Annotated in this window: 13 protein-coding genes; 11 read left to right on the top strand and 2 right to left on the bottom strand. The window is 66.0% G+C overall.

The genetic code is table 11. The features are described 5' to 3' along the window. Positions 1–150 precede the first annotated feature (150 nt). The 11 genes from smc to LG3211_RS12390 all read left to right on the top strand — a co-directional run bounded on the left by smc (position 151) and on the right by LG3211_RS12390 (position 18,178). Positions 151–3,654 (top strand): chromosome segregation protein SMC, encoded by a 3,504-nt coding sequence (smc, locus tag LG3211_RS12440; RefSeq protein WP_057943129.1) that lies wholly within the window; start codon positions 151–153, stop codon positions 3,652–3,654. 171 nt (positions 3,655–3,825) lie between these two features. Then, positions 3,826–4,593 carry a cell division protein ZipA gene (gene zipA, locus LG3211_RS12435; protein WP_057943128.1) on the top strand — a complete coding sequence of 256 codons (768 nt, stop codon included), beginning with the start codon at positions 3,826–3,828 and terminating at the stop codon, positions 4,591–4,593. 564 nt (positions 4,594–5,157) lie between these two features. Continuing rightward, the gene (ligA, locus tag LG3211_RS12430; protein WP_057945448.1) at positions 5,158–7,521 is read left to right on the top strand and encodes an NAD-dependent DNA ligase LigA; all 2,364 of its coding nucleotides are present in this window, start codon (positions 5,158–5,160) and stop codon (positions 7,519–7,521) included. Next, positions 7,518–8,507, top strand: a complete 990-nt coding sequence (gene epmA, locus LG3211_RS12425) for an EF-P lysine aminoacylase EpmA (RefSeq protein ID WP_057943127.1) — start codon at positions 7,518–7,520, stop codon at positions 8,505–8,507. The genes ligA and epmA overlap by 4 nt, the downstream gene beginning before the upstream one ends. A 104-nt stretch (positions 8,508–8,611) precedes the next feature. Beyond that, complete coding sequence (locus LG3211_RS12420) at positions 8,612–9,346, top strand: DUF3011 domain-containing protein (protein WP_057943126.1); 735 nt, start codon at positions 8,612–8,614, stop codon at positions 9,344–9,346. A 228-nt stretch (positions 9,347–9,574) separates the two neighbouring features. Beyond that, positions 9,575–10,354, top strand: coding sequence for a DUF3011 domain-containing protein (locus LG3211_RS12415; RefSeq protein ID WP_083512501.1), 780 nt, complete (start codon positions 9,575–9,577; stop codon positions 10,352–10,354). Between the two features lie 210 nt (positions 10,355–10,564). Further along, positions 10,565–11,623: an S-methyl-5-thioribose-1-phosphate isomerase gene (gene mtnA / locus LG3211_RS12410; RefSeq protein WP_057943124.1), complete on the top strand. Its 1,059-nt coding sequence runs from the start codon at positions 10,565–10,567 to the stop codon at positions 11,621–11,623. Positions 11,624–12,411: 788 nt separating this feature from the next. After that, positions 12,412–15,159: a DNA gyrase subunit A gene (gyrA, locus tag LG3211_RS12405; protein ID WP_057943123.1), complete on the top strand. Its 2,748-nt coding sequence runs from the start codon at positions 12,412–12,414 to the stop codon at positions 15,157–15,159. A gap of 306 nt (positions 15,160–15,465) precedes the next feature. Next, a complete protein-coding gene (locus LG3211_RS12400) occupies positions 15,466–16,020 on the top strand; it encodes a YceI family protein (RefSeq protein WP_148648882.1) in 555 nt (184 codons plus the stop codon). A 287-nt stretch (positions 16,021–16,307) separates the two neighbouring features. Beyond that, positions 16,308–17,771 (top strand): MFS transporter, encoded by a 1,464-nt coding sequence (locus LG3211_RS12395; protein WP_057943121.1) that lies wholly within the window; start codon positions 16,308–16,310, stop codon positions 17,769–17,771. 50 nt (positions 17,772–17,821) lie between these two features. After that, entirely contained in the window at positions 17,822–18,178 is a 357-nt protein-coding gene (locus LG3211_RS12390; protein ID WP_057943120.1) for a DUF1428 domain-containing protein, read from the top strand. Positions 18,179–18,439: 261 nt separating this feature from the next. On the opposite strand, the gene LG3211_RS12385 is transcribed toward LG3211_RS12390, so the two are convergent. Together LG3211_RS12385 and LG3211_RS12380 are read right to left on the bottom strand one after the other, a co-directional pair. Beyond that, positions 18,440–20,350, bottom strand: coding sequence for a M4 family metallopeptidase (locus LG3211_RS12385; protein WP_187313005.1), 1,911 nt, complete (start codon positions 20,348–20,350; stop codon positions 18,440–18,442). A gap of 854 nt (positions 20,351–21,204) precedes the next feature. Next, a complete protein-coding gene (locus LG3211_RS12380; protein ID WP_057943119.1) occupies positions 21,205–22,755 on the bottom strand; it encodes a M4 family metallopeptidase in 1,551 nt (516 codons plus the stop codon). Between the last annotated feature and the right edge of the window lie 768 nt (positions 22,756–23,523).

Below are 23,523 nucleotides of genomic sequence, written 5' to 3'. Positions count from 1 at the left end.
CGTCGACGGCGGGCTCGGCTCCGGCCCGCTATACTCGCGAGGAAGCACGGTTTGGAACCGCGTCCTGCCCATACGATTCAACCACTTGGGCGTACTGTCTAACCTAAATTCACGGTCGCGCCCCGGCGCGCCAAGAGGCCACACCGCCGCATGCGTCTGTCCACGATCAAGCTGTCCGGTTTCAAGTCCTTCGTCGATCCGACCACGCTGCACCTGCCCACCAACATGACCGGCGTGGTCGGTCCGAACGGCTGCGGCAAGTCGAACATCATCGACGCGGTGCGCTGGGTCATGGGCGAGAGCTCGGCCAGCCGCCTGCGCGGCGACTCGCTGACCGACGTGATCTTCGCCGGTTCCTCGGCGCGCAAGCCGGTCTCGCAGGCGATGGTCGAACTGATCTTCGACAACTCCGACCACACCATCACCGGCGAATTCGCCGCGTTCAACGAAATCTCGGTCAAGCGCACGGTCAGCCGCGACGGCACCAGCCAGTACTACCTCAACGGCGGCAAGTGCCGCCGTCGCGACATCACCGATCTGTTCCTCGGCACCGGCCTGGGCCCGCGCAGTTACTCGATCATCGAGCAGGGCATGATCAGCCAGATCATCGAGGCCAAGCCCGAAGACCTGCGCGTGTACCTGGAAGAAGCCGCCGGCATTTCCAAGTACAAGGAACGCCGCAAGGAAACCGAAACCCGCATCCGCCACACCCGCGAAAACCTCGACCGCCTGAACGATCTGCGCGAGGAAATCGGCAAGCAGCTCGAACACCTGCGCCGCCAGGCCCGCCAGGCCGAGCAGTACCAGGCGATCCAGGCCGAGCGCAAGATCAAGGACGTGGAGTGGAAGGCGCTGGAATACCGCGCCCTGGATCAGAAACTGCAGGTCCAGCGCGAGAAGCTCTCGCAGCAGGAAACCCGCCTGCAGCAGTTGATCGCCGAACAGCGCGAAGCCGAGCGCGAGCTGGAAACCGGCCGCGTCGGCCGCGAGGAAGCGGCGGAAAAACTCAACAAGGCCCAGGCCGCCAGCTACGAAGTCGGCGGTGCGCTGGCGCGCATCGAGCAGCAGATCCAGCATCAGCGCGAGATGTCCAGCCGCCTGCTCAAGGCGCGCGACGAGGCGATGGCGCAGTTGGCCGAGATCGGCGAGCACATCGGCAGCGATCAATCGCGCCTGGACGTGCTGATGGCCGCGGTCGCCGACGCCGAGCCGCGCATCGAGGCCATGCGCGAGGACGACGAAGCGCGCCAGGACGCGCTGCGCGACGCCGAAAACAAGCTCAACGACTGGCAGCAGCGCTGGGACGCGCACAGCCGCGAGCAGTCCGAAGCCGCGCGCGCGGCCGAGGTCGAACGCACCCGCATCGAAGGCCTGGACCGGCAGACCCTGGACGCCGAGCGCCGGCGCGAATCGCTGAGCAGCGAACGCACCGGCCTGGACGTGGCGGCGCTGGCCGATGCCTTCGAACAATTGCAGAGCCAGCACGATCTGCAGAAAGAATCGCTGGACAGCCTCAGCGAAGAACTGGAAGTGCGTAAATCGGCGGTGTCGGACCTGCAGGAACAGCAGCGCTCGACCCAGAACCAGCTCGCCGAAGTGCGCAAGCAGGCGCAGACCTCGCGCGGCCGCTTGTCGTCGCTGGAAACCCTGCAGCACGCCGCGCTTGGGCAAGAGCAGGGCGCGGCGCTGACGTGGCTCAAGGCGCGCGGCCTGGATTCGGCGCAGCGCGTCGGCGAAACCCTCACCGTCGAGCCGGGCTGGGAAAACGCGGTGGAAAGCGCGTTGGGCCAGTTGATCGAAGGCGTGCTGGTGGAAGCGCCCGAAGCCCTGGTCGATGCGATCGGCGAACTCGGCGAAGGCCGCCTGACCCTGGTCTCGCCCGAGCGCGACAACGCCACGTATGCGGCGACTTCGCTGGCCTCGAAGGTGCAGGGACCGGCGGCGATCCGCCGGCTGCTCTCGCGCCTGCACGGCGCCGAGGATCTGGCCGCGGCGCGCGCGCTGCAGCCGAGCCTGGGCGCGGAAGAAACCGTGATCACCCGTAATGGCGAGCGCCTCGGCGCCGGCTGGGTGCGGGTGCTGCGTTCGGGCGCGGCCAAGCAGGGCGCGCTGCTGCGCGAACGCGAGATCCAGACCCTGCGGGTCGAGATCGAAGAACTGCAGACCCGCGAGCGCGAACTCGAACAAAACCAGATTCAACTGCGCGACCGCTCGCTCGCCGCCGAGCAGCATCGCGAAGACGCGCAGCGCACCTTGTACATGGCCCATCGCGGCGTGTCCGAACTCGCCGGCCAGTTGCAGAGCCATCAGGGCCGCCTGGATTCGGCGCGCAGCCGCATCGAGAAAATCGACGCCGACCTGGAACAGCTGCTGATCGGCCTGGACGCCGGTCGCGAGCAGGCGCGCGAGGCGCGCATGCGTCAGGAAGCCGCGGTCGAGCGCATGGGCGAGTTGGAAGACGCGCGCCTGCAGCTGGAATCCGAGCGCCGTTCGCTGTCGGAAGCGCGCGACGCCGCGCGCAACGCCGCGCGCGAATCGCGCGACGCCGCCCACGCCTTGAGCCTGACCCTGGAAACCCAGCGCGCGCAGATCGCCGGCCTCAGCCAGACCCTGCAACGCATGGGCGGCCAGCGCGGCCAGCTCGATTCGCGCCTGAGCGAACTGTCGGCGCAGCTCAGCGACGGCGATGAGCCGGTGGTCGAGCTGGAACAGCAGCGCCAGGTCGCGCTGGAGCAGCGCGTCATCGCCGAGCAGGACCTGACCGCCGCGCGCAGCGCGCTCGACGGCATCGACAACGATCTGCGCAAGTTCGAACAGACCCGCCAGCAGCGCGACGAACAAGCGCTGCAGCAGCGCGAAGCCATCGGCCAGCGCCGCCTGGAACAGCAGGCGCTGGTGCTCAAGGCCGAAACCCTGACCGAGGCCATCGCCGAAGCCGGCGCGGTGCTGCAGGACGTGGTCAATTCGCTGGACGAGAACGCCGAGCCGCAGACCTGGGAACGCACGGTCATCGAACTCGACAACAAGCTGCGTCGCCTGGAGCCGGTGAATCTGGCCGCGATCGCGGAACACGCCGAGTCGCAGCAGCGCAAGGATTACCTCGACGCGCAGTTCCTCGACCTCAACACCGCGCTGGAAACCCTGGAAGAAGCGATCCGCAAGATCGACCGCGAAACCCGCGGCCGCTTCAAGGACACCTTCGACCGGGTCAATTCCGGCGTGCAGGAGCTATATCCGCGCCTGTTCGGCGGCGGTCACGCCTATCTGGAACTCACCGGCGAAGACCTGCTCGACACCGGCGTTGCGATCATGGCCCGTCCGCCTGGCAAGCGCGTGTCGAACATCTCGTTGCTATCCGGCGGCGAGAAGGCGATGACGGCGGTGGCGCTGGTGTTCGCGATCTTCCGTTTGAATCCGGCGCCGTTCTGTCTGCTCGACGAGGTGGACGCGCCGCTGGACGAAGCCAACGTCGGCCGCTTCACCGCGATGGTCAGCGAGATGAGCGAACAGGTACAGTTCCTGTTCGTGAGCCACAACAAAGCGACGATGGAAGCCGCGCAGCAACTTTCGGGCGTGACCATGCGCGAACCGGGCGTGAGCCGCCTGGTCTCGGTGGATCTGGCCGAGGCGACGCGGTTGGCGGGTGCTGCTTGAGCCGTGATTGGTGATTCGGGATTCGGGATTGGTAAAGGCCGAAGCCGTTGTATTTGAGTTGTCGTTATCCATTTTTGGAGTCGGGACAGGTAAGGGATTCAACGCCGGCGCAGCCGCTGTGACGAATCCCGAAATCTTCTTCCCGAATCCCCGCACCAAAAGGAGCAATCGATGTCCGACGTGACCCTGATGAGGATCGGCATCCTGATCGCCGGCCTGATCCTGATCGGCGCCATCGTGTTCTTCGGCCGCCCGCGCAAACCCGGGCAGGGCAAGCGCGTCGCGCGCGAAGACGAAAGCCGCGCCGGCGAGCGCAAGCCCGGACCGCGCCAGGAACCGACCCTGGGCGAGCAGATCGAAAGCGAACTGGGCCAGAACGGCGCGCCCGGCGAGGCCACCACCCAGGCCGAGCTGGAGCTGTTCGACAAGACTCTGGAAGGCGGCGTCAACGCCGCCAACAGCGAACTCGGGCGCCGGGTCAGCGAGGAGTTCGACAAGATCGTCACCCTGTACCTGGCCGCGCGCGCCGGGCAGAAGCTGCACGGTCCCGACATCGTGGTCGCGGCGGAGAAGGCCGGCCTGGTCTACGGCCACATGGGCGTATTCCATCGCCTGGTCGAAGGCCATCCCGAGCGCGGCCCGGTGTTCAGCGTGGCCAATATCATGAAGCCCGGCAGCTTCGACATGGCCACGATCCAGTCGCTGGAGACCCCGGCGGTGGCGTTCTTCCTGACCCTGCCGGCACCGGTTCCGGCCCTGGACGCATGGGAAACCATGCTGCCGACCGCGCAGCGCATGGCCGAACTGCTTGATGCGGTGGTGCTGGACGAACAGCGCAACGCGCTCGGCCGCCAGCGCATCGCCCATCTGCGCGACGAACTGCGCGCCTACGACCGCCAGCGCGAAGCGCCGCCGTTGAGCAAGCCGACGCGGTGGTGATCGGCGCGGCAGCTTCGCTGCCCGCTCTCTAGCCGCACCTCAATACCAGCGTCCCCCCGAAGTCTCTTCCCCCCTTTGAAAAAGGGGAGCTAGGGGGGGCGCTTTTGCTCTTAGCACCGCCAAAGCAAATCCCCCGCGCGCCGGTTATCGGTACTGGCCTCCAAGCCCCGCAGCGCGCAGCCCCCTTTTTCAAAGGGGGCATATTTCCGTGCCCGCATTCGCGACAGCGCATCTCCGCGCCTCCCCGAAGTCTGTTCCCCCCCTTTGAAAAAGGGGGGCTAGGGGGGATTCGCTTTTGCTCTTAACACGGCCAAAGCAAATCCCCCGCTCGCCGGTTGTCGGTACAGACCTCCAAGCCCCGCAGCGCGCAGCCTCCTTTTCAAAGGGGGCATATTTTCATGCCCGCATCGGCTATCAGCAGCCGCCATAACGAACGCATCCTCAGCCCCACGCGTCGCGCCGCAGCAGTCGCAACCCACGACACCCACAACGCCCACAATTGCAGCAAATCCGTTCAAAATGCCGGTCGCCCCGCTCGAACGGCAGCGCAAGGACAACCCGCCCGTGACGACCGCCAACAAGAAAGACGCCGCCCAGGCCGCCAAGCGCGCCGCCGAACTGCACAGCCAGCTCGATGACGCCAACTACCGCTACTACGTCCTCGACGACCCGACCCTCACCGACGCCGACTACGACCGCCTGCTGCGCGAGCTCGAAGCCCTGGAAGCCGCGCACCCGGAACTGGCCAGCGCCGATTCGCCGACCCAGCGCGTGGGCAACACGCCTTCGGGCGCCTTCGCCGAAGTCACCCACCAGGTGCCGATGCTGTCGCTGGGCAATGCCTTCAGCGATGAGGAAGTCGCCGATTTCGTGCGCAAGATCGTCGAGCGCCTGGACATCGAAGCGCCTGAGTTCTCGGTCGAACCCAAGCTCGACGGCCTGGCCATCAGCCTGCGCTACGAAAACGGCCTGTTCGTCCAGGGCGCGACCCGCGGCGACGGCGCCACCGGCGAGGACGTCACCCTCAACCTGCGCACGGTCAAGGCCATTCCGATGAAGCTGCGCGGCAAAGGCTGGCCGCCGGTGCTGGAAGTGCGCGGCGAGGTCTATATGCCGCTGGCCGCGTTCAAGACCTACAACGAAAAAGCGCTCAAGGACGGCGGCAAGGTTCTGGCCAATCCGCGCAACGGCGCCGCCGGTTCGCTGCGTCAGCTCGATCCGCGCATCACCGCGCAGCGGCCGCTGGCGTTCTATGCCTACGCGGTCGGCGTGGTCGAAGGCTATGCGTTGCCCGCCACGCATTCGGCCACGCTCAGGCAATTGCGCGAATGGGGTTTCCCGGTCAGCGGCGAAAGCGGCGTGGTCGCCGGCAGCGAGGGCTTGCTCGGTTACTACCGGCAGATGGGCGCCAAGCGCGACTCGCTGCCGTTCGATATCGACGGCGTGGTCTACAAGCTCGACGACTACGCCGGCCAGCGCGAGATGGGGTTCGTCTCGCGCGCGCCGCGATGGGCGATCGCGCACAAATTCCCGGCGCAGGAGCAATCCACGGTGCTGGAGGCGATCGAAATCCAGATCGGCCGCACCGGCGCGGCGACGCCGGTCGCGCGGCTCAAGCCGGTGCAGGTCGCCGGCGTCGTGGTGACCAACGCGACCTTGCACAACGCCGACCAGATCGCGCGCCTGGACGTGCGCGTCGGCGATACGGTGATCGTGCGCCGCGCCGGCGACGTGATTCCGGAAATCGTCCGGGTCGTGCCCGAGTACCGCGCGCCCGATGCGCCGCAGTGGCAGATGCCGACCGTATGCCCGGTGTGCGGTTCGGAAATCGTGCGCGAGGAAGGCGAAGCGGCATGGCGCTGCTCGGGCGAACTGAGCTGCCCCGCGCAGCGCAAGGAAGCCATCCGCCACTTCGCCTCGCGCCGGGCGATGGATATCGAAGGCCTGGGCGATCGCTATATCGAGGATTTGTCGGACCTGGGCTATCTGCAATCGGTCGCGGATCTGTTCAAGCTCACCCTGGACGATCTGCTGGAGATGAAGCGCCGCGCAGACGAGCGCGACGGCACCACCCCGGAGACGGTCAAGGCCGGCAAGGTCGCGACCAAATGGGCCGACAACCTCATCGAAGCGATCGACCACAGCCGCAAGACCACCCTGGAGCGCTTCCTATTCGCGCTCGGCATCCAGCACGTCGGCGAAAGCACGGCCAAGGCTTTGTCGATCTGGCTCGGTGATCTGCAGCTGATCCGTCAGTTGCCGTGGCCGGTGTTCAAGCGCCTGCCCGATGTCGGCGGCGAAGTCGCGCGTTCGCTCGGGCATTTCTTCGACCAGCCCGGCAATCAGCAGGTGATCGACGATCTGCTCGCGCGCGGCGTGCTGATCGGCGACACCCACGCGCCGTCGCCGAAGCTGCGCGACGGTTTGAATCTGGCGACCCTGCTGGTCGATCTGGAAATTCCGAAGGTCACCAAGATCCGCGCCGAACAACTGGCGACCGCGTTCGACAGCGCGGAGAAACTGCGCGACGCGCCCGAGCATTCGTACATCACCGCCGGTTTGCCGGCCGACAGCGCGCAGGCGCTGGCGTCGTGGTTGAGTGTGAAGGAGAACGAACTGCTGTTGTTGCGGGTCGGTGACGCGCTGAAGCGGCTGGATGCTTTGACGCCTGTGATCTCTGCATCTTCGGTTGGACCGCTCGACGGCCAGACCGCGGTGCTGACCGGAACGCTGAGCGCGCTGACCCGCGACGAAGCCAAGACCCGTCTGGAAGCGCTGGGCGCCAAGGTCGCCGGCAGCGTGTCGAAGAAGACCAGCTTCGTCGTCGCCGGCACCGAGGCCGGGTCAAAGCTCGACAAGGCGCAGGAACTGGGCGTGGACATCTGGGACGAAGCGAAGTTGCTCGCGTTCCTGGCCGACAACGAATGAGTCCGGGCGATTCTCGCTGGCGGCCGTCGGCGGGCTTCGACGCGCTGCGCCTGCGCGCGCGGCTCAACGCCGGGGTGCGCGCGTATTTCGCCGAGCGCGGGGTGACCGAGGTCGAAACCCCGGCGATGTCCGTGGCCGGCAACACCGATCCGAACATCGCCTCGTTCGCCCTGGAATTCAGCGGCCGCAACGACGGCGCGCCGCGCACGCGCTGGCTGCGCACCTCGCCGGAGTTCGCGCTCAAGCGCCTGCTCGCGGCCGGGTTCGGCGATTGCTACGAGCTGGGCCGGGTGTTCCGCGACGGCGAAGCCGGCGGCCGCCACAATCCGGAATTCACCATGCTGGAGTGGTACCGGATCGGCTGGGATCATCGCCGCCTGATCGGCGAGACCGCGCAACTGGTGCGCGGCGCCCTGGCGTTGGTCGGGCGCGATGCGGGCTTGCGCGAAGTGACGTATCGCGATCTGTATCGGCAGCGGCTGGATCTGGACCCGTTCACCGCCGATGAAGCGCAACTGCGAGCGGCGCTGGGCGATGTCGTGATCGATCCGTCCGGGCTCAATCGCGACGACTGGCTCGACCTGCTGATGACCCATCGCCTGCAGCCCTCGTTCGCGCGCGACGAGTTGCTCGCCGTCTACGACTACCCGGCCTCGCAATGCGCGCTGGCGCGGCTGCGCGACGACGGCGACGGCCATCGGGTCGCGGAGCGTTTCGAGTTGTACCTGGGCCCGCTGGAGCTGGCCAACGGCTACCACGAGCTGGCCGAGGCGGACGAGCAGGGCGCGCGCTTCGATCGCGACCGCGCCGTGCGGGTCCAGCGCGGCGTCCCCGCGCCGCCTCGCGACGAGGCCTTGCTGAGCGCGCTGGGCGCGGGTTTCCCCGATTGCGCCGGCGTCGCCATGGGCATGGACCGGCTGCTGATGGCGATGCTCGGCACCGATCGCATCGCCGAGGTGCTGGCCTTCGATTTCACGCGTGCTTGACCGCGATGAACCCCGTGCTTCGCACCGGCCGCCGACCCCAGGTTTTTCATTGCAAGTTAGCAGTTCGCGGTTAGAGTGATTGCATCGGGTGCGGGGGGCCATGCATGCGCAATGTGAAAGCCGCGATCCATCTGCTTGCGTTCGCCGCGATGGCGTGCGCGGGCATGGTGCGCGCGGAACCGGCCGGCGAACGGCTTTTCGGCGGCGACGTATTGCGCTGCGCATCCAGCAATGAAGAAACCGTGCACTGTCCGGCCGACACGCGCGGCGGCGTGCGCCTGATCCGGCGTACTTCGGGCAAGCCCTGCGTGGAAGGCACCACGTGGGGCGCCGACCGCGGCGGCGTGTGGGTATCGCAAGGCTGTTCGGCCGACTTCGTGCTCGGCAAGGGCGGCAGCGGCGCCGGCAGCACCCGCGGCGCGCGGGTGATCAAGTGTGAGTCTCGCGGCGGACGCTGGAACCATTGCCCGGCCCAGACCGAAGCCGGTGTCGCGCTGGCCCAGCAATTGTCCAAACAACCTTGCCTGCGCAATCAAAGTTGGGGCACCGATGCCAGCGGCGTGTGGGTCGCCAGCGGTTGCCGCGGCGAATTCCGCCTGCTCGGCGCCGAGCCGGAACCTGAAGCCACCGCGCCGCCCAACGTGCTGCGTTGCGAATCGCGGGACCGCCGCGCACGCCGTTGCGACGGTGAAACCGGTACCGGCGTGCGCATGGTCAAGCAGCTGTCGAAGTCCGAATGCGTCGAAGGCCGCAGTTGGGGTTTCGATGCGCACGGCGTGTGGGTGGAAGACGGCTGCCGGGCCGAATTCGAACTCGATTTCCGCCGCAGCGGCGGTTGATGCACTGCGCAATAGTTACGCAGCATTGCGCATGGATGGCACCCCGTAGGCCGAAGGTCATGCGACCAACGGCGGAGATTTGGCGCAAAACAAGGCGCAAAATTAGTGGGCCATGAATGTTTCGGGGCTGTTTCTGTCTTGGCCATCGAAGTACGGGAAATCTTGAGCTGGCGTTAAGCCCGCTCAGCTAGAGTCCTCGGCAAATCGACAACGACAAGGAGCACCTACATGTCCGCACGCATGCTTTCCGGTATGAGTCTGGTAATCGGCCTCGGCCTGTCCGCCGGTGCCGTCCAGGCCGCGCCGCAGTACGACGACTACGGCAACGGCGGCAATGTGATCCGTTGCGAATCCGACAGCGGCCGTCAGCGTCGCTGCGACGCCGACACGCGTGGCGGCGTGCGCATGTCGCGCCAGCTGTCCAAGTCTTCCTGCATACAGGGCCGCAGCTGGGGTTACGACCGCGGCGGCGTGTGGGTGTCGGAAGGTTGCCGCGCCGAGTTCGAACTGGGCCGCGGCGGCGGTTGGAACGGCGGTGGCGGCGGCTGGAACGGCGGCGGCAGCGGCGAGGTGGTGCGCTGCGAATCCGAAAGCGGCCGTTATCGCACCTGTCCGATCAACGGCAACCGCGCGCGCCTGCAGCGCCAGCTGTCCAGCACCTCGTGCATCGAGGGCCAGAGCTGGGGTTCGCGTCAGGGCGAGGTATGGGTGAACAAGGGTTGCCGCGGCGAATTCGTCGCCGGACGCGGCGGTGGCTGGGGCGGTGGCGGTGGCGGCGGCTGGAACGGCGGCGGCAATGGCGGCGGTTGGAACGGCGGCGGCGGTCAGGAGATCAGCTGCGAGTCGAACAACAACCGGCAGAACCGCTGCAACATGAGCGTGCGCCGCGACGTGCGCCTGCTGCGCCAGAACTCGGGCTCGCCGTGCATCGAAGGCCAGACCTGGGGCTGGGATCGCGCCGGCGTGTGGGTGTCCGGCGGTTGCCGCGGGCGCTTCCAGGTCGATTGATCGCGTTTAGCTTGCAGAGCGTTCGATTCGCGCAACGCCCCGGTCGCAGGACCGGGGCGTTGTCGTTTGCGCGGCGCTGGCTTGCTTGGGTTTGCCTCGCATCGGAGCGAAGAGCGTCAGGCCTGAAGGGCCCCTCCCACAAAGACCGCGCCACACAAGAGGCCGGGGCCGATTTCGGGACCGACACATGCATCCGTTAAACTCAGGGGCATGAACGACGCCATCGATTTCGACCGTTACGACCGCATCCGCCCGATCCGCTGGACCGGCGAGGCCCTGGAATTGCTCGATCAGCGCAAGCTGCCGTTCGCGGTGGAATACGTGCGCTGCGACGACAGCGACGCGGTCGCCGCGGCGATCCACGCGCTGACCGTGCGCGGCGCGCCGGCGATCGGCATCGCCGCGGCCTGGGGCGTGGTCCTGGCCGCGCGCGATATCGACGCCGCCGACGGCGCGCAGGCGCTGGCCGCGGTCGAACCGGCCATGCAGCGCCTCAACGCCGCCCGCCCGACCGCGGTCAACCTGGCCTGGGCGCTGGCGCGCATGCGCCGGGTGCTGGCCGCGGCCGGCGCCGACTGGCGCGAGGTCCTGAGCCGCGAGGCGCAGGCCATCGCCGACGAAGACCTGGCCGCCAACCGGCGCATGGGCGCGCTGGGCGCGGCCCTGATCGTGCCGGGCAGCGGCGTGCTGACCCATTGCAATACCGGCTCGCTGGCCACCGCCGGCTTCGGCACCGCGCTGGGCGTGATCCGCGCCGGCGTGGCCCAGGGCCGCATCGCGCAGGTGTTCGCGGGCGAGACCCGGCCGTGGCTGCAGGGCGCGCGTCTGACGGTGTGGGAGCTCGAACAGGACGGCATCGCGCCGACCCTGATCGCCGACTCGGCCGCCGCCCACCTGATGAAGACCGGCAAGATCGGCTGGGTGATCGTCGGCGCCGACCGCATCTGCGCCAACGGCGACACCGCGAACAAGATCGGCACCTACCAACTGGCGATCTCCGCGCGCCACCACGGCGTCAAGTTCATGGTCGCCGCGCCGTCGTCGACCGTGGACATGGCCACCGCGTCGGGCGATCTGATCGAGATCGAGGAACGCGAACCCGGCGAGCTGTTCTCGGTCGGCGGCAACCGCACCGCGGCCGAGCGGGTCGGGGCCTGGAACCCGGTCTTCGACGTGACCCCGCACGAGCTGATCGACGCCATCGTGACCGAGCGCGGGGTGATCGAGCGGCCGGACGCGGCGGCGATGAAGGCGGCGTTCGGGGGCTGAGGGGAGGGGCGCAGGGGTTTGCGGCTTGACCTTCAACGACGTCATTTCCGCGAAACCTTCAAGGGCTCAATTCCGCGAGATCTTCGAGACCTAATTCCGCGGAATTCACAAGACTTCAATCCAGCGAAACCCGCAAGATCGTCAACCCCCGCGGAACCTACCAGATCGTCATTCCCGCGAAAGCGGGAATCCAGTGCCTTTCGTGCGAGAACGCCTGAAGTCGCTGGATTCCCGCGTTCGCGGGAATGACGATCTGGAGAGATGGCGCTGAAGGCTCTGGATTCCCGCGTTAGCGGGAATGACGGCCTGGATGGATCGCGCTGAAGTCTCTGGATTTTCGGCTCCGCCAAAGTAGAGCGGAGCCCGCCTTCGCGGGAATGATGGCCTTGGGAATGGCGCTGAAGGCTCCGGATGCCCGGTTCCGTAAAGCCCTGGATTCTTCCTCGCAGCACGCCCCGTAAGAGAACCGCGCAAGCCCCCTCCACACCCCGCCCGGCGCAACTTCGAGCCACCGCAAAACCCCGTCGCGCCACCCCGGCAACCCAGCCCCGCGAGCGATGCTGCAGCGCAGCTGAAAATCCCCGCCAAGTGCTTGTTTCTGCGTGGGAATCGGGGCCCTGTGAAAGCGCGTTTCGTGATATGATTTCACGTCTCTTTGATGCCGCCCCGAGCGAGCTGCAGGACAGGCCCGCCGAGGGACTGTTTCCGGTGGTTTTACCGGCGTTCCCCACGGAATGCCTGCTGCGTTCGCCCGGGTCGTTCGAACCACCGCACGCAACGGAACCCTGATGGCCGAACTCGCCAAGGAAATCATCCAGGTCAATCTCGAAGACGAGATGCGCCGCAGCTATCTCGATTACGCCATGAGCGTGATCGTCGGCCGCGCGCTTCCCGACGTACGGGACGGACTCAAGCCGGTGCATCGCCGCGTCCTGTACGCGATGAGCGAGCTCGGCGCCCACAGCAACAAGCCTCACTTCAAGTCGGCGCGTATCGTCGGCGACGTGATCGGTAAGTACCACCCGCACGGCGATCAGTCGGTCTACGACACGCTGGTGCGCATGGCCCAGCCGTTCTCGTTGCGCTATCTGCTGGTGGACGGCCAAGGCAACTTCGGTTCGGTCGATGGCGACTCGGCCGCGGCAATGCGTTACACCGAGTCGCGCATGTCCAAGCTCACCCATGAGCTGATGGCCGACATCGACAAGGAAACCGTCGATTTCCAGCTCAATTACGACGAAAAGGAGTTCGAACCCACGGTCATGCCGACCCGGGTTCCGAATCTGCTCGTCAACGGCTCGGCCGGTATCGCCGTGGGCATGGCGACCAACATCCCGCCGCACAACCTGTCGGAAGTGATCAACGCGACCATCGCGCTGATCAACGCGCCTGACCTGGACGTCGATGCGCTGATGGAATACATCCCCGGCCCGGACTTTCCGACCGCGGGCATCATCAACGGCACCGCCGGCATCATCAACGCCTACCGCACCGGTCGCGGCCGCGTGCGCATGCGCGCGCGCGCCGAGATCGAGGTCAACGAGGACACCGGTCGCGAAGCGATCGCGGTCACCGAGATCCCGTACCAGGTCAACAAGGCGCGGTTGATCGAGAAGATCGCCGAGCTGGTCAAGGAAAAGAAACTCGAAGGCATCAGCGAGCTGCGCGATGAGTCCGACAAGGACGGCATGCGCATCTTCATCGAGGTCAAGCGCGGCGAATCGGCCGAAGTGGTGCTCAACAACCTCTATCAGCAGACGCAGATGGAGTCGGTGTTCGGCATCAACATGGTGGCGCTGGTCGACGGCCGCCCGCAGTTGCTGAATCTCAAGCAGATCCTGGAAGCCTTCATCCGTCACCGCCGCGAAGTGGTGACCCGCCGCACCATCTTCGAACTGCGCAAGGCGCGCCAGCGCGCGCATATCCTGGAAGGCCTGACGGTCGCGCTCGCCAACATCGACGAGATGATCGAGCTGATCAAGACCTCGGCCAATCCCAACGAAGCGCGCGAGCGCATGTTGGAGAAGACCTGGGAACCGGGCCTGGTCGGCGCGCTGCTCGGCGCGGCCGGAGCCGAGGCCTCGCGTCCGGAAGACCTGACCGCCGAGTTCGGCCTGCACGACGGCCGTTATCAGCTGACCGACGTCCAGGCCACGCAGATCCTGGAAATGCGCCTGCACCGCCTGACCGGGTTGGAGCAGGAAAAGCTCACGGAAGAATACAAGCTGCTGCTGGAAGCCATTCGCGGCCTGATCGAGATCCTCGAGAACCCCGAAGTGCTGCTGGAAGTGATCCGCACCGAGCTCCTCAACCTGAAGGAAGAGTTCGGCGATGCGCGCCGCAGCGAAATCCGCGCCAGCGAAGAAGACCTCGACATCCTCGACCTGATCGCGCCGGAAGACGTGGTGGTGACCTTGTCGCATTCGGGTTACGCCAAGCGTCAGCCGGTCAGCGCCTATCGCGCGCAAAAGCGCGGCGGCAAGGGCCGCAACGCCGCCGCGACCAAGGACGAGGACTTCATCGACAAGCTGTGGCTGGTCAACACCCACGACACGCTGCTGACCTTCACCAGCACCGGCCGGGTGTTCTGGCTGCCGGTGCACCAGTTGCCGGAGGCCGGGCCGAATGCGCGCGGCCGTCCGATCATCAACTGGCTGGCGCTGGAAGCCGGCGAGCAGGTGCAGGCGGTGCTGCCGGTGCGCGAGTACGACGACAGTCACTTCGTGTTCTTCGCCACCCGCAACGGCATGGTCAAGAAGACGCCGCTGACCGAGTTCGCGTTCCGTCTGGCGCGCGGCAAGATCGCGATCAATCTCGACGATGGCGATGCGCTGGTGGACGTGGCGCTGACCAACGGCCAGCGCGAAGTCATGCTGTTCGCGAGCAACGGCAAGGCCGTGCGCTTCGCCGAAAGCGGCCGTGAGGACGATGTCGACGCGGCCGAGGAATCGGCCGACGCGGATGCGCCCGACGACGGCGTCGAGGCGGAAGCCGCGGGCGAAGGCGAGGGCGCGGACAAGTCCCGGCGCGGCAAGGGCGGCGTGCGTTCGACCGGCCGCAACAGCCGCGGCGTGCGCGGCATCAAGCTGGCGCCGGGCGAACTGGTGGTCAGCATGATCGTGATCGACGGCGACGGCGACATCCTCACCGCCAGCCAACGCGGTTACGGCAAGCGCACTCCGGTCGATGAGTACCCGTGCAAGGGCCGCGGCACCCAGGGCGTGATCGCGCTCAAGACCACCGAGCGCAACGGCGCGCTGGTCGGCGCGATCCAGCTCAGCGATCACCACGAAGTGTTGCTGATTTCCGACGGCGGCACCCTGGTGCGCACGCGCGCGGCGGAAATCTCCCAGGTCGGCCGCAACACCCAGGGCGTGACCCTGATGCGTCTGGCCGACGACGAGACCCTGCAGACCATCGAGCGCGTCGATGCTTCGCTGGATGAAGTCGAGGAAGGCGGCGAAGGCGAGCTGCCGGCGACGCCGGTCGCCGAGGCCCCGGTCGAGGCGCAGGACACTCCGTCGCCGGAATCCTGAGCAACACGCTGAAGCAACCAGCAAAACGCCGCCTTCGGGCGGCGTTTTGTTTTTGGCGATGCCGATCGCGCGAGGCGATCGGGGATCAGCGATGCCTACCGGCATGCGTCGCCGCTGCGCCATGCAAGGCCGAACACGAGCGCAGCCCTCGATGCTGCACTGCGTCGTAAATCCGGATCGTTTTCGCATACTCCACCGGCGAAACGATGCTGCGCGCCGCCGCGATTGCGACTCGCGCAGGGCCGGTGGTAGCGTGCCCCGACTTTCGCCACGGACCGCACCATGAACAAGCTCACGCTTTGCGCTATGACCTCGCTCGTCCTGTTCGCGGGCGCCGCCGCCGCCGCGCCGGTGACCTACAAGATCGATCCGACCCACACCTATCCCAGCTTCGAAGCCGATCACATGGGCCTGTCCACCTGGCGCGGCAAGTTCAACAAGTCCGAAGGCTCGATCACCCTCGACAAGAAGGCCGGCAGCGGCACCGTCGATGTCACTGTCGATGCCACCAGCGTGGATTTCGGCCTGGATGCGATGAACGAACACGCCAACAAGGAAGAGCTGTTCAACACGGGCAAATTTCCGAAGGCGACCTACAAGGGCAAGCTCGCTGGTTTCAAGGACGGCGTGCCGGGCAAGGTCGAGGGCGAGCTGACGCTGCTCGGCGTGACCAAGCCGCTGACGCTGACGATCAACAAGTTCAAATGCATGCCGCATCCGATGCTCAAGCGCGAAGTCTGCGGCGCCGATGCCAGCGGCACCTTCCAGCGCGATCAGTTCGGCATGAGCGCGGGCAAGGACTGGGGCTTCAACATGGCGGTCGTGCTGCGTATCCAGGTCGAGGCGGTCGCGGCCGAATAGACGTGGAAAGAACCGATTCGTAGCTCACCACACGCCGCCTTCGGGCGGCGTGTTGCGTTGTGCGCGTGCCCGCGCATCGGCGCGCCGGCGGCTTGGCCGGAGATGACAAACCACACTGTGGCGGCCGCGCACGAGTGGGGATATTGGACCGGCCCTCTTTCGAACGCGCGATCGCTCCGCCGCGGATGCGACGCGCGACTTACGCCCGCGACCCGTTGCGGCGCCGCGCCCGCGCTAGATGCGCCAGCGCCGCAATCCGCCATCACGCGCGATACCAGGACTTGCCGATGACCACACCCGAACCCGTTTCCTCATCCGCGCGCAGCGCCCACGGCAATCGCTGGGTCGCATTGGCCGTGCTGTGCATGGGCGCGCTGATGATCGTGCTCGACACCACCATCGTGAACGTGGCGTTGCCGTCGATCCGTACCGATCTGAAGTTCACCGAGACCTCGCTGGCCTGGGTGGTCAACGCTTATCTGCTGACTTTCGGCGGTTTCCTGCTGTTGGGCGGGCGCCTGGGCGATCTGTTCGGACATCGGCGCGTGTTCCTGATCGGCATCGCGATCTTCACCCTGGCCTCGCTGGCCTGCGGCATGGCCGGCAGTCAGGTGTTCCTGGTCGCCGCGCGCGGCGTGCAGGGATTGGGCGGCGCCGTCGTCACCGCGGTGGCGTTGTCGTTGATCATGAATCTGTTTACCGAGCCGGCCGATCGTGCCAAGGCCATGGGCGTGTACAGCTTCGTCTGCGCCGGCGGCGGCAGCGTCGGCGTGCTGCTCGGCGGTCTGCTGACCGACGCGCTCAATTGGCACTGGATCTTCCTGGTCAATATTCCGCTCGGCGCGATCGTGCTCGCCGCGACCTTGAAGCTGCTGCCGGCCGCGCCCGGGCAGGGCGAAGGGCATCTGGACGTGGCCGGTTCGGTGACCGTGACCGCTTCGTTGATGCTGGCGGTATACGCCATCGTCAACGGCAACGAAGCCGGCTGGACCTCGCTGCGCACGCTGGGTTTGCTGGGCGCCGCGGCGGCGTTGCTGGCTGCGTTCTTGTGGATCGAATCGCGAGTGCGCGCGCCGCTGATGCCGTTGAGCCTGTTCCGCCTGCGCAATGTCGCGGTCGCCAACGTGGTCGGCGTGCTGTGGGCGGCGGCGATGTTCGCGTGGTTCTTCCTCTCGGCGCTGTACATGCAACTGGTGCTGCACTACACGCCGATGCAGGTGGGGCTGGCGTTTCTGCCGGCGAACCTGATCATGGCGGCGTTTTCGCTGGGCTTGTCGGCGAAGCTGGTGATGCGTTTCGGCGTTCGCTGGCCCCTGGCCTTCGGCCTGGCGCTGGCGACCGTCGGCCTGTTGCTGTTCGCGCGCGCGCCGGTCAACGGCGAATTCCTGCGCGACGTGCTGCCGGGCATGTTGTTGCTGGGCCTGGGAGCGGGCATCGCTTTCAATCCGATGCTGCTGGCGGCGATGAGCGATGTCGCGCCGTCGGAATCGGGCCTGGCCTCGGGCGTGGTCAACACCGCTTTCATGATGGGCGGCGCGCTCGGCCTGGCGATTCTGGCCAGCCTGGCGGCCTCGCGCACGAGCGGCGCGCTCGGCGCCGGCGGCGATCCGCTCGCGGCGCTGGCCAGCGGCTATCACATCGCGTTTCTGGTCGGCGCGGTATTCGGTTTCAGCGCGGCTTTGCTCGGCGGTTTGTTGCTGCGTGCGCCGGCGCAGGACACGGCGCAAGAGGCCGCGCCCGCGCTGCACTGACGCGGCGCGGGCTTGTCCAACACAGGGGCCATTGTTCTATCGGAGGATGTATGAGCTACGTGGATGGTTTCGTACTGGCGGTGCCGAAGAAGAATCTCGCCGCGTATCGCGCGCTGGCGCGCAAGGCCGGCAAGGTCTGGATGGAGCATGGCGCCCAGGCGTATATGGAGACGGTCGAGGACGACGTCGCACCCGGCAAGACCACTTCGTTTCCGCAAGCGGTGAAGCTCAAGCCGGGGGAAGTCGTGGTGTTCTCGTGGATCGTGTACAAGACGCGGGCGCAGCGCGACAAGATCAACAAGCGGGTCCTCAACGATCCGCGGTTGGCGAATATGGACCCCAAGAAGATGCCGTTCGACCTCAAGCGGATGATCTACGGCGGGTTCAAGCCGATCGTGAGTTTCTGAGCGAACGCGCTGTTTCCTCCCATGCTGTTCCCTCCCATGCTGTTCCCTTCCGTGCAGTTCCCCCCTTTGAAAAAGGGGGGGCTAAGGGGGATTTGCTTTTGGCGCCGTACCCAGAAAACCAACAGCAACAGCAAATCCCCCCCTAACCCCCTTTTTCAAAGGGGGGAACTGCAGCGCGTTGTCGTGCAGAGCATCGGGTGAAAAAAGAAAACCCCGGCCGAAGCCGGGGTTTCCAAGGCGATCATGCGGGTCGCCGATGGATCAGAACGTGATGCTCCAGGTATCGATGCGGCCAACGTCGGCATTGGCGTTATCGTTCACGCGCAGCTTCCAGGTACCGTTGAGCGGTTCGCTGGAGAGGTTGAAGGTGAAGGTCCCGGTGAGGTTGTCGGCGCTGCCGCCGGCACGGTTGCTGATGTTGTACAGCGAGCCATCCGGCGCCACCAGGTCGACCTTCAGGTCGCCGCGGTAGGTGTGGATGATGTTGACCGACACTTGCGCGTTGGTCGGGGCGTTGCCGGTACGGCCGGACACGGTGATCGGGCTGTCAACGGTGGAGTTGTCGTTGATCGCGAAATCGGTGTCGTTGGTGTACTTCGTGCCCGGACCCGGGCCCGGGCCGGTGGGGCAGGTGACGCCCACGACCGAGAACGCGGCGGTGACGTCGGCCTTGGCGAAGCCCAGATCGGTCGCGGAGGTTTCCACGCCGCAGGCGCCGTTGTTGAAGTCGGTGCTCGGGGTCCAGTAGTCCTTGTTCGCCTTGGCGAAGACCTTGAACGCCTTGACCGTGTCCCAGCCCGCCTTGGTGGCCAAGGTGTAGAACGCCTTGTTGTAGACGCCCGAGGAGTAGTGGACGTCCATACCCGAGGTGTAGTTGCTGGCGTGACCGATCGAACGGCCGTCCTGCGGCGGGTTGGCCATGTAGCGCAGCGCGCCGCTGGCCTTGAAGATCTGCGCACCGACCAGGAAGTCGTTGGTGCCGTTCATGTAGAACTCGGCCGCTTCGCCGGCGATGTCCGAATAAGCTTCGTTGATGCCGCCGGACTGGCCGGAATACACCAGGCCCGACTGCTGCTCGGTGAAGCCGTGCGAGACTTCGTGCGCCGACACGTCCAGGCTCACCAGCGGATAGAAGCGCGTCGCGCCGTCGCCGAAGGTCATGGCCGAGCCGTCCCAGAACGCGTTTTCGTAGCTGTTGCTGTAGTGCACGCGCATCGACAACTGGAACGTCAGCGGCGCGACGCCGACGTAGCTGTTGTACATGTCGAACACGACCTTGCCGAAGTAATGCGCGTCGTTGAGCGGCGAGAACGCGCCGTTGATCGCCTTCACGGTGTTGCGCGGGCAGGTGTAGGAGAACGCCGTCGTGCCGCTGGTGCCGTGGTTGAGGTTCACCGTCTTGACGTTGGTGTTGTTCATCGTGCACGTGCTGCCGCTTTGGGCGACGTCGTTGAAGCCGAAATCGGTGCCGTACTCGTACTGGCCGGTCTTGGTGTTGCCGCCGGGACCGGTGCCGACCAGGGCGTGGTTCAAGCCTTCCCACTGCTTGAGCACCTTGCCGCTGTTCGCATCGAGGATCACGAACGGGCGGGTCGGCTCGCCGCCCTTGGGCGCGTCGGCGAAGTAGTTGACGACATAGGCCATGTGCGCGCGGCCGTTATCGTCGATGTAGATCATCTGCTTGCTGCTTTCGTTGCGCACCTGCAGCGCGCCCAGGCGCTTGCCGAGCGCGGCGCTCTTGGCCAGATTCAGCGCCTGCGCGCTGCTCAGCTTCGGCGCGGTGGCCGGCAGTTCGGCGGCCAGGCCGGCGACCGAGCGGCCGAACAGCGTGCGCACGTTGCCCTGAGCATCTTCGCTGACGACCACGTGCTCGCCGAACACCGGCACGCCGCGGAAGCTTTGCTGATAGCGATAGTTGCGGGTGCCGTTGGCGTCCTGGCTGCTCTTGATCTGGGTCAGCGAGGAGTCGGCGTCGAGCGAGATCAGTTCTGCGTGACGCACATTGGCTTTGGCGGCGGCGCCGGACTTGGCGACGGCGGCCTTGTATTGCTGATTGAGCTTGGCGATGTCCTGGCCGTGCAGATCGACGCGCTGAGCGGCGCCGGCGGCACCGGAGGCGAGGACGAGCGACAAGGCGAAGGACAGGGCAGTCGGCGATACGTTGCGATTCACTGGAATTACCCCTAAACGAGTGTGGATGTTGGCCGCGTTCACGGCCGGCTCTCATTGCTCGTGCATCCGCTCTTCCGTAGTTCGCACGCGCCGCTTCCGGCGATCCGTGCCCGAGGCCGTGCGTGTCGTCGAACTTCGATGCGGATACCGCGCTGACGCGTAGCGCGGCGGAGGGACGCTATGGACGAGCCGAAAAAGCCGTCAACGACGTGTACGGAGGTCACAAACCGAGTGCGACCTGTGCGTGTGCGTTCGCAACATGATTTCTTCTGAAAGCGTTCTGCCGCCTCGCTCGCGGCGATTGGCGCCCAAATGGGGAGGTTGAAAATCGTCGTAATAATATTTCACTTATGTTGCTGCGCTGCAGCAAGGTATTGCGAACCCCGGGTAGGGTGCGGCGGCCTCTGTGCGTTGGATTAATGTGACTGCAGTCGTCGAAGTGCCTTAAATCCTCCGGCGAGGTGCATGTCGATGAGCGCGTACGTTTCTGTCGAATTACGCAGTTCACCGCAGAAGCGATTATGTCCACCAGCTGGTGTGACCCTTGCACGCGTGGTTCTGCGGGCTGCATAGCACTATTCGATTATTATGTTTATTCATAAGCCGAAGTCGTTTTTCAAAAACCGGAACGGCGCCGCACAACGGCAGTAGCGCCCGGCTTCGAACCGGGCACGGTGATCCGTCCGGATCGGAGTCCGGGGCGATCGGCTCGTGCCGTGAGCCGCGCCAATGCCGTACCGGCAAAAGAAAACCCCGGCCGAGACCGGGGTTTTCGTTGTTGCCTTCGCGATCGCAAGCCGCGGCGGCGCACACCGGGAGATGAGCATGTGCGCCGCGGCAAGCGCCGCGCGATCTTATTGCGCGTTCACGCCGACCTGCGAGAACGCGTTGACCACGTCGGCGGTGCTGTAGCCCAGATCGGCCGCCGCCTGGCGCACGCCGACGCCGCCCTGGTTGAAGTTGGTACTCGGCGTCCAGTAGTCCTTGTTGGCCTTGGCGAAGGCCTTGAACGCCTTGACCGTGCCCCAGTTCGGCTTGTTGGCCAGAATGTAGAAGGCCTTGTTGAACACGCCCGAGGAGTAGTGCACGTCCAGGCCGTTGGTGTAGTTGCTGGCGTGGCCGATGGAGCGGCCGTCGCGGGTCGGATCGGCGAAGTAGCGCAGCGCGCGGCCGGAAGCCTTGAAGATGTCCGCGCCGACCAGGAAGTCGTTGCGGCCGCGCGAGAAGAACTCGGCCGCTTCGCCGGCGATGTCGGAGAACGATTCGTTGATGCCGCCGGACTGGCCCGAGTAGATCAGGCCCGACTGCTGCTCGGTGAAGCCGTGCGAAGCCTCGTGGCCGACCACATCGAGCGAGACCAGCGGATAGAAGGTGGTGCGGCCGTCGCCGAAGGTCAGCGCGCGGCCGTCCCAGAACGCGTTTTCGTAATTGCTGCTGTAGTGCACGCGCAGGCTCAGCTGGAAGGTCAGCGGCGAGATGCCCAGATAGGCCTGGTAGGTGTCGAACACGACCTTGCCGAAGTAATGCGCATCGTTGAGCGGCGAGTAGGCGCCGTTGATGGTCTTGACCGTGTTGCGCGGGCCGGCGTACGAGTACGCGGTCGAGCCGCTGGTGCCGTGGTTGAGATTCACCGTCTTCACGTTGGCGGTGTTGAAGGTGTAGGTGCTGCCGTTGCGGGTGACGTCGAGGAAGGGACGGCCGCCGCTGCCGTATTCGTACTGGCCGATCTTCTGGTTGCCGCCGGGGCCGGTGCCCACCAGTTCGTGGGTGAGTCCTTCCCACTGCTTGAGCACCTTGCCGCTGCGCGCGTCGATGATCGCGAACGGCCGGGTCGGCTCGCCGCCCTTGGGAGCGTCGGCGAAATAATCGACCGCGTAGGCCAGATGGGCGCGGTCGGTATCGTCGAGGTAGATCACCTTGCGGCTGTTCTCGTTGCTGACCCGCAGCGTGGCCGCGCGCTTGCCGAGCGCGGCGCCCTTGGCCAGGCTCAAGGCCTGCGCGCTGCTGAGCTTGGCGTCGAGAGTCGGCAGGTCCGCGGCCAGGCCGGCGACCGAGCGGCCGAACAGGGCGCGCACGTTGCCCTGGGCGTCTTCGCGCACGACCACGTGCTCGCCGAACACCGGTACGCCGCGGAAGCTTTGTTGGTAGCGGTAGTTGTGCGAGCCGTCGGCGTCCTGGCTGCTCTTGAGTTGGCTCAGGGCCGAGTCGGCGTCCAGCGCGATCAGTTCGGAATGGCGCACGTTGGCCTTGGCGGCGACCCCGGACCTGGCGGTGGCGGCCTTGAATTGCTGGTCGAGTTTGGCGACGTCCACGCTGTGCAGATCCACGCGTTGGGCCGCTCCGGCAGCGCCGGCGGCGAGGGCGAGGGAAACAGCGAAGCTCAGTACCGATACGTTGCGGTTCATCGTTAATACCCCGAAGTGAGTGATTAAATGACGGCCGCGATATTCGCGGCCGGTTCGCGATGTTTCGTATCCGCGTCCGATTGGGAGAGGGATTTGTGCGGATGCCGCGCGGCGAGGCCGTTCGACGGAATCGACGCTAGGGATCGGCCGGAAGATCGGTCAAATCGGGCGGCGGCGATCACACAGGGCCGGCGGCGGTGATTTTCCCGGCAGTAGTGGGAATTGGGCTGAAAGCCTTGCGCTGATTGGCTTTGGCTATTTTCCCTGTTTGCGCACCGAATAATATCTTCGGTAATAATGTTTCATTGCTTATGTTGCAACGCAGCATAAATAATCGTGGCGAGCGGATCGATTTTTAAATGTCGGCGGAAAGATAATGTGATCGCGATTGAATTTCGCCGCTGCGTCTGGCTGCATGCATCGGTGCCGCGATCGCTTCGAATAATCGGAATTCATCGTTTCCGGCGTTAGTCAATGCCGTGCCGTGATAGCCGTCGCCGGGAATATGCGACGCGGCGCAGCACTCTTGTCCACGCGGGGCCGTCCATAACTTTTGGTAATGCCCGGGGTATATGGGCGAAATTTGTGCACCGGCACAAAACGTGGATCGAGCGGTGGCGCGACATGTTCGCGGTGAGGCCGCGAGCGCATCGGCGCGCCGGTACGCGGCGCGCACTCGCGCAGGCGACAGCAACCCCGCGCCGACCCAGTCGATCGCTCACCGCCGGCCACGGCGACACAGCTCGCTGCGCGATTACCGCTTGCATG

Source organism: Lysobacter gummosus (assembly GCF_001442805.1).
Lineage (GTDB): Bacteria > Pseudomonadota > Gammaproteobacteria > Xanthomonadales > Xanthomonadaceae > Lysobacter > Lysobacter gummosus.
Note: the sequence above shows the minus strand (reverse complement) of the source record. Positions and strands in the feature narration are given on the sequence as shown.

Bases quoted from the DNA above. Each gene is read 5' to 3' on its own strand.
- LG3211_RS12400 (WP_148648882.1), top strand. From the start codon at position 15,466: ATGACCTCGCTCGTCCTGTTCGCGGGCGCCGCCGCCGCCGCGCCGGTG.
- LG3211_RS12420 (WP_057943126.1), top strand. From the start codon at position 8,612: ATGCGCAATGTGAAAGCCGCGATCCATCTGCTTGCGTTCGCCGCGATG.
- gyrA (WP_057943123.1), top strand. From the start codon at position 12,412: ATGGCCGAACTCGCCAAGGAAATCATCCAGGTCAATCTCGAAGACGAG.
- epmA (WP_057943127.1), top strand. From the start codon at position 7,518: ATGAGTCCGGGCGATTCTCGCTGGCGGCCGTCGGCGGGCTTCGACGCG.
- LG3211_RS12395 (WP_057943121.1), top strand. From the start codon at position 16,308: ATGACCACACCCGAACCCGTTTCCTCATCCGCGCGCAGCGCCCACGGC.
- zipA (WP_057943128.1), top strand. From the start codon at position 3,826: ATGTCCGACGTGACCCTGATGAGGATCGGCATCCTGATCGCCGGCCTG.
- LG3211_RS12415 (WP_083512501.1), top strand. From the start codon at position 9,575: ATGTCCGCACGCATGCTTTCCGGTATGAGTCTGGTAATCGGCCTCGGC.
- smc (WP_057943129.1), top strand. From the start codon at position 151: ATGCGTCTGTCCACGATCAAGCTGTCCGGTTTCAAGTCCTTCGTCGAT.
- LG3211_RS12380 (WP_057943119.1), bottom strand. From the start codon at position 22,755: ATGAACCGCAACGTATCGGTACTGAGCTTCGCTGTTTCCCTCGCCCTC.
- LG3211_RS12390 (WP_057943120.1), top strand. From the start codon at position 17,822: ATGAGCTACGTGGATGGTTTCGTACTGGCGGTGCCGAAGAAGAATCTC.
- mtnA (WP_057943124.1), top strand. From the start codon at position 10,565: ATGAACGACGCCATCGATTTCGACCGTTACGACCGCATCCGCCCGATC.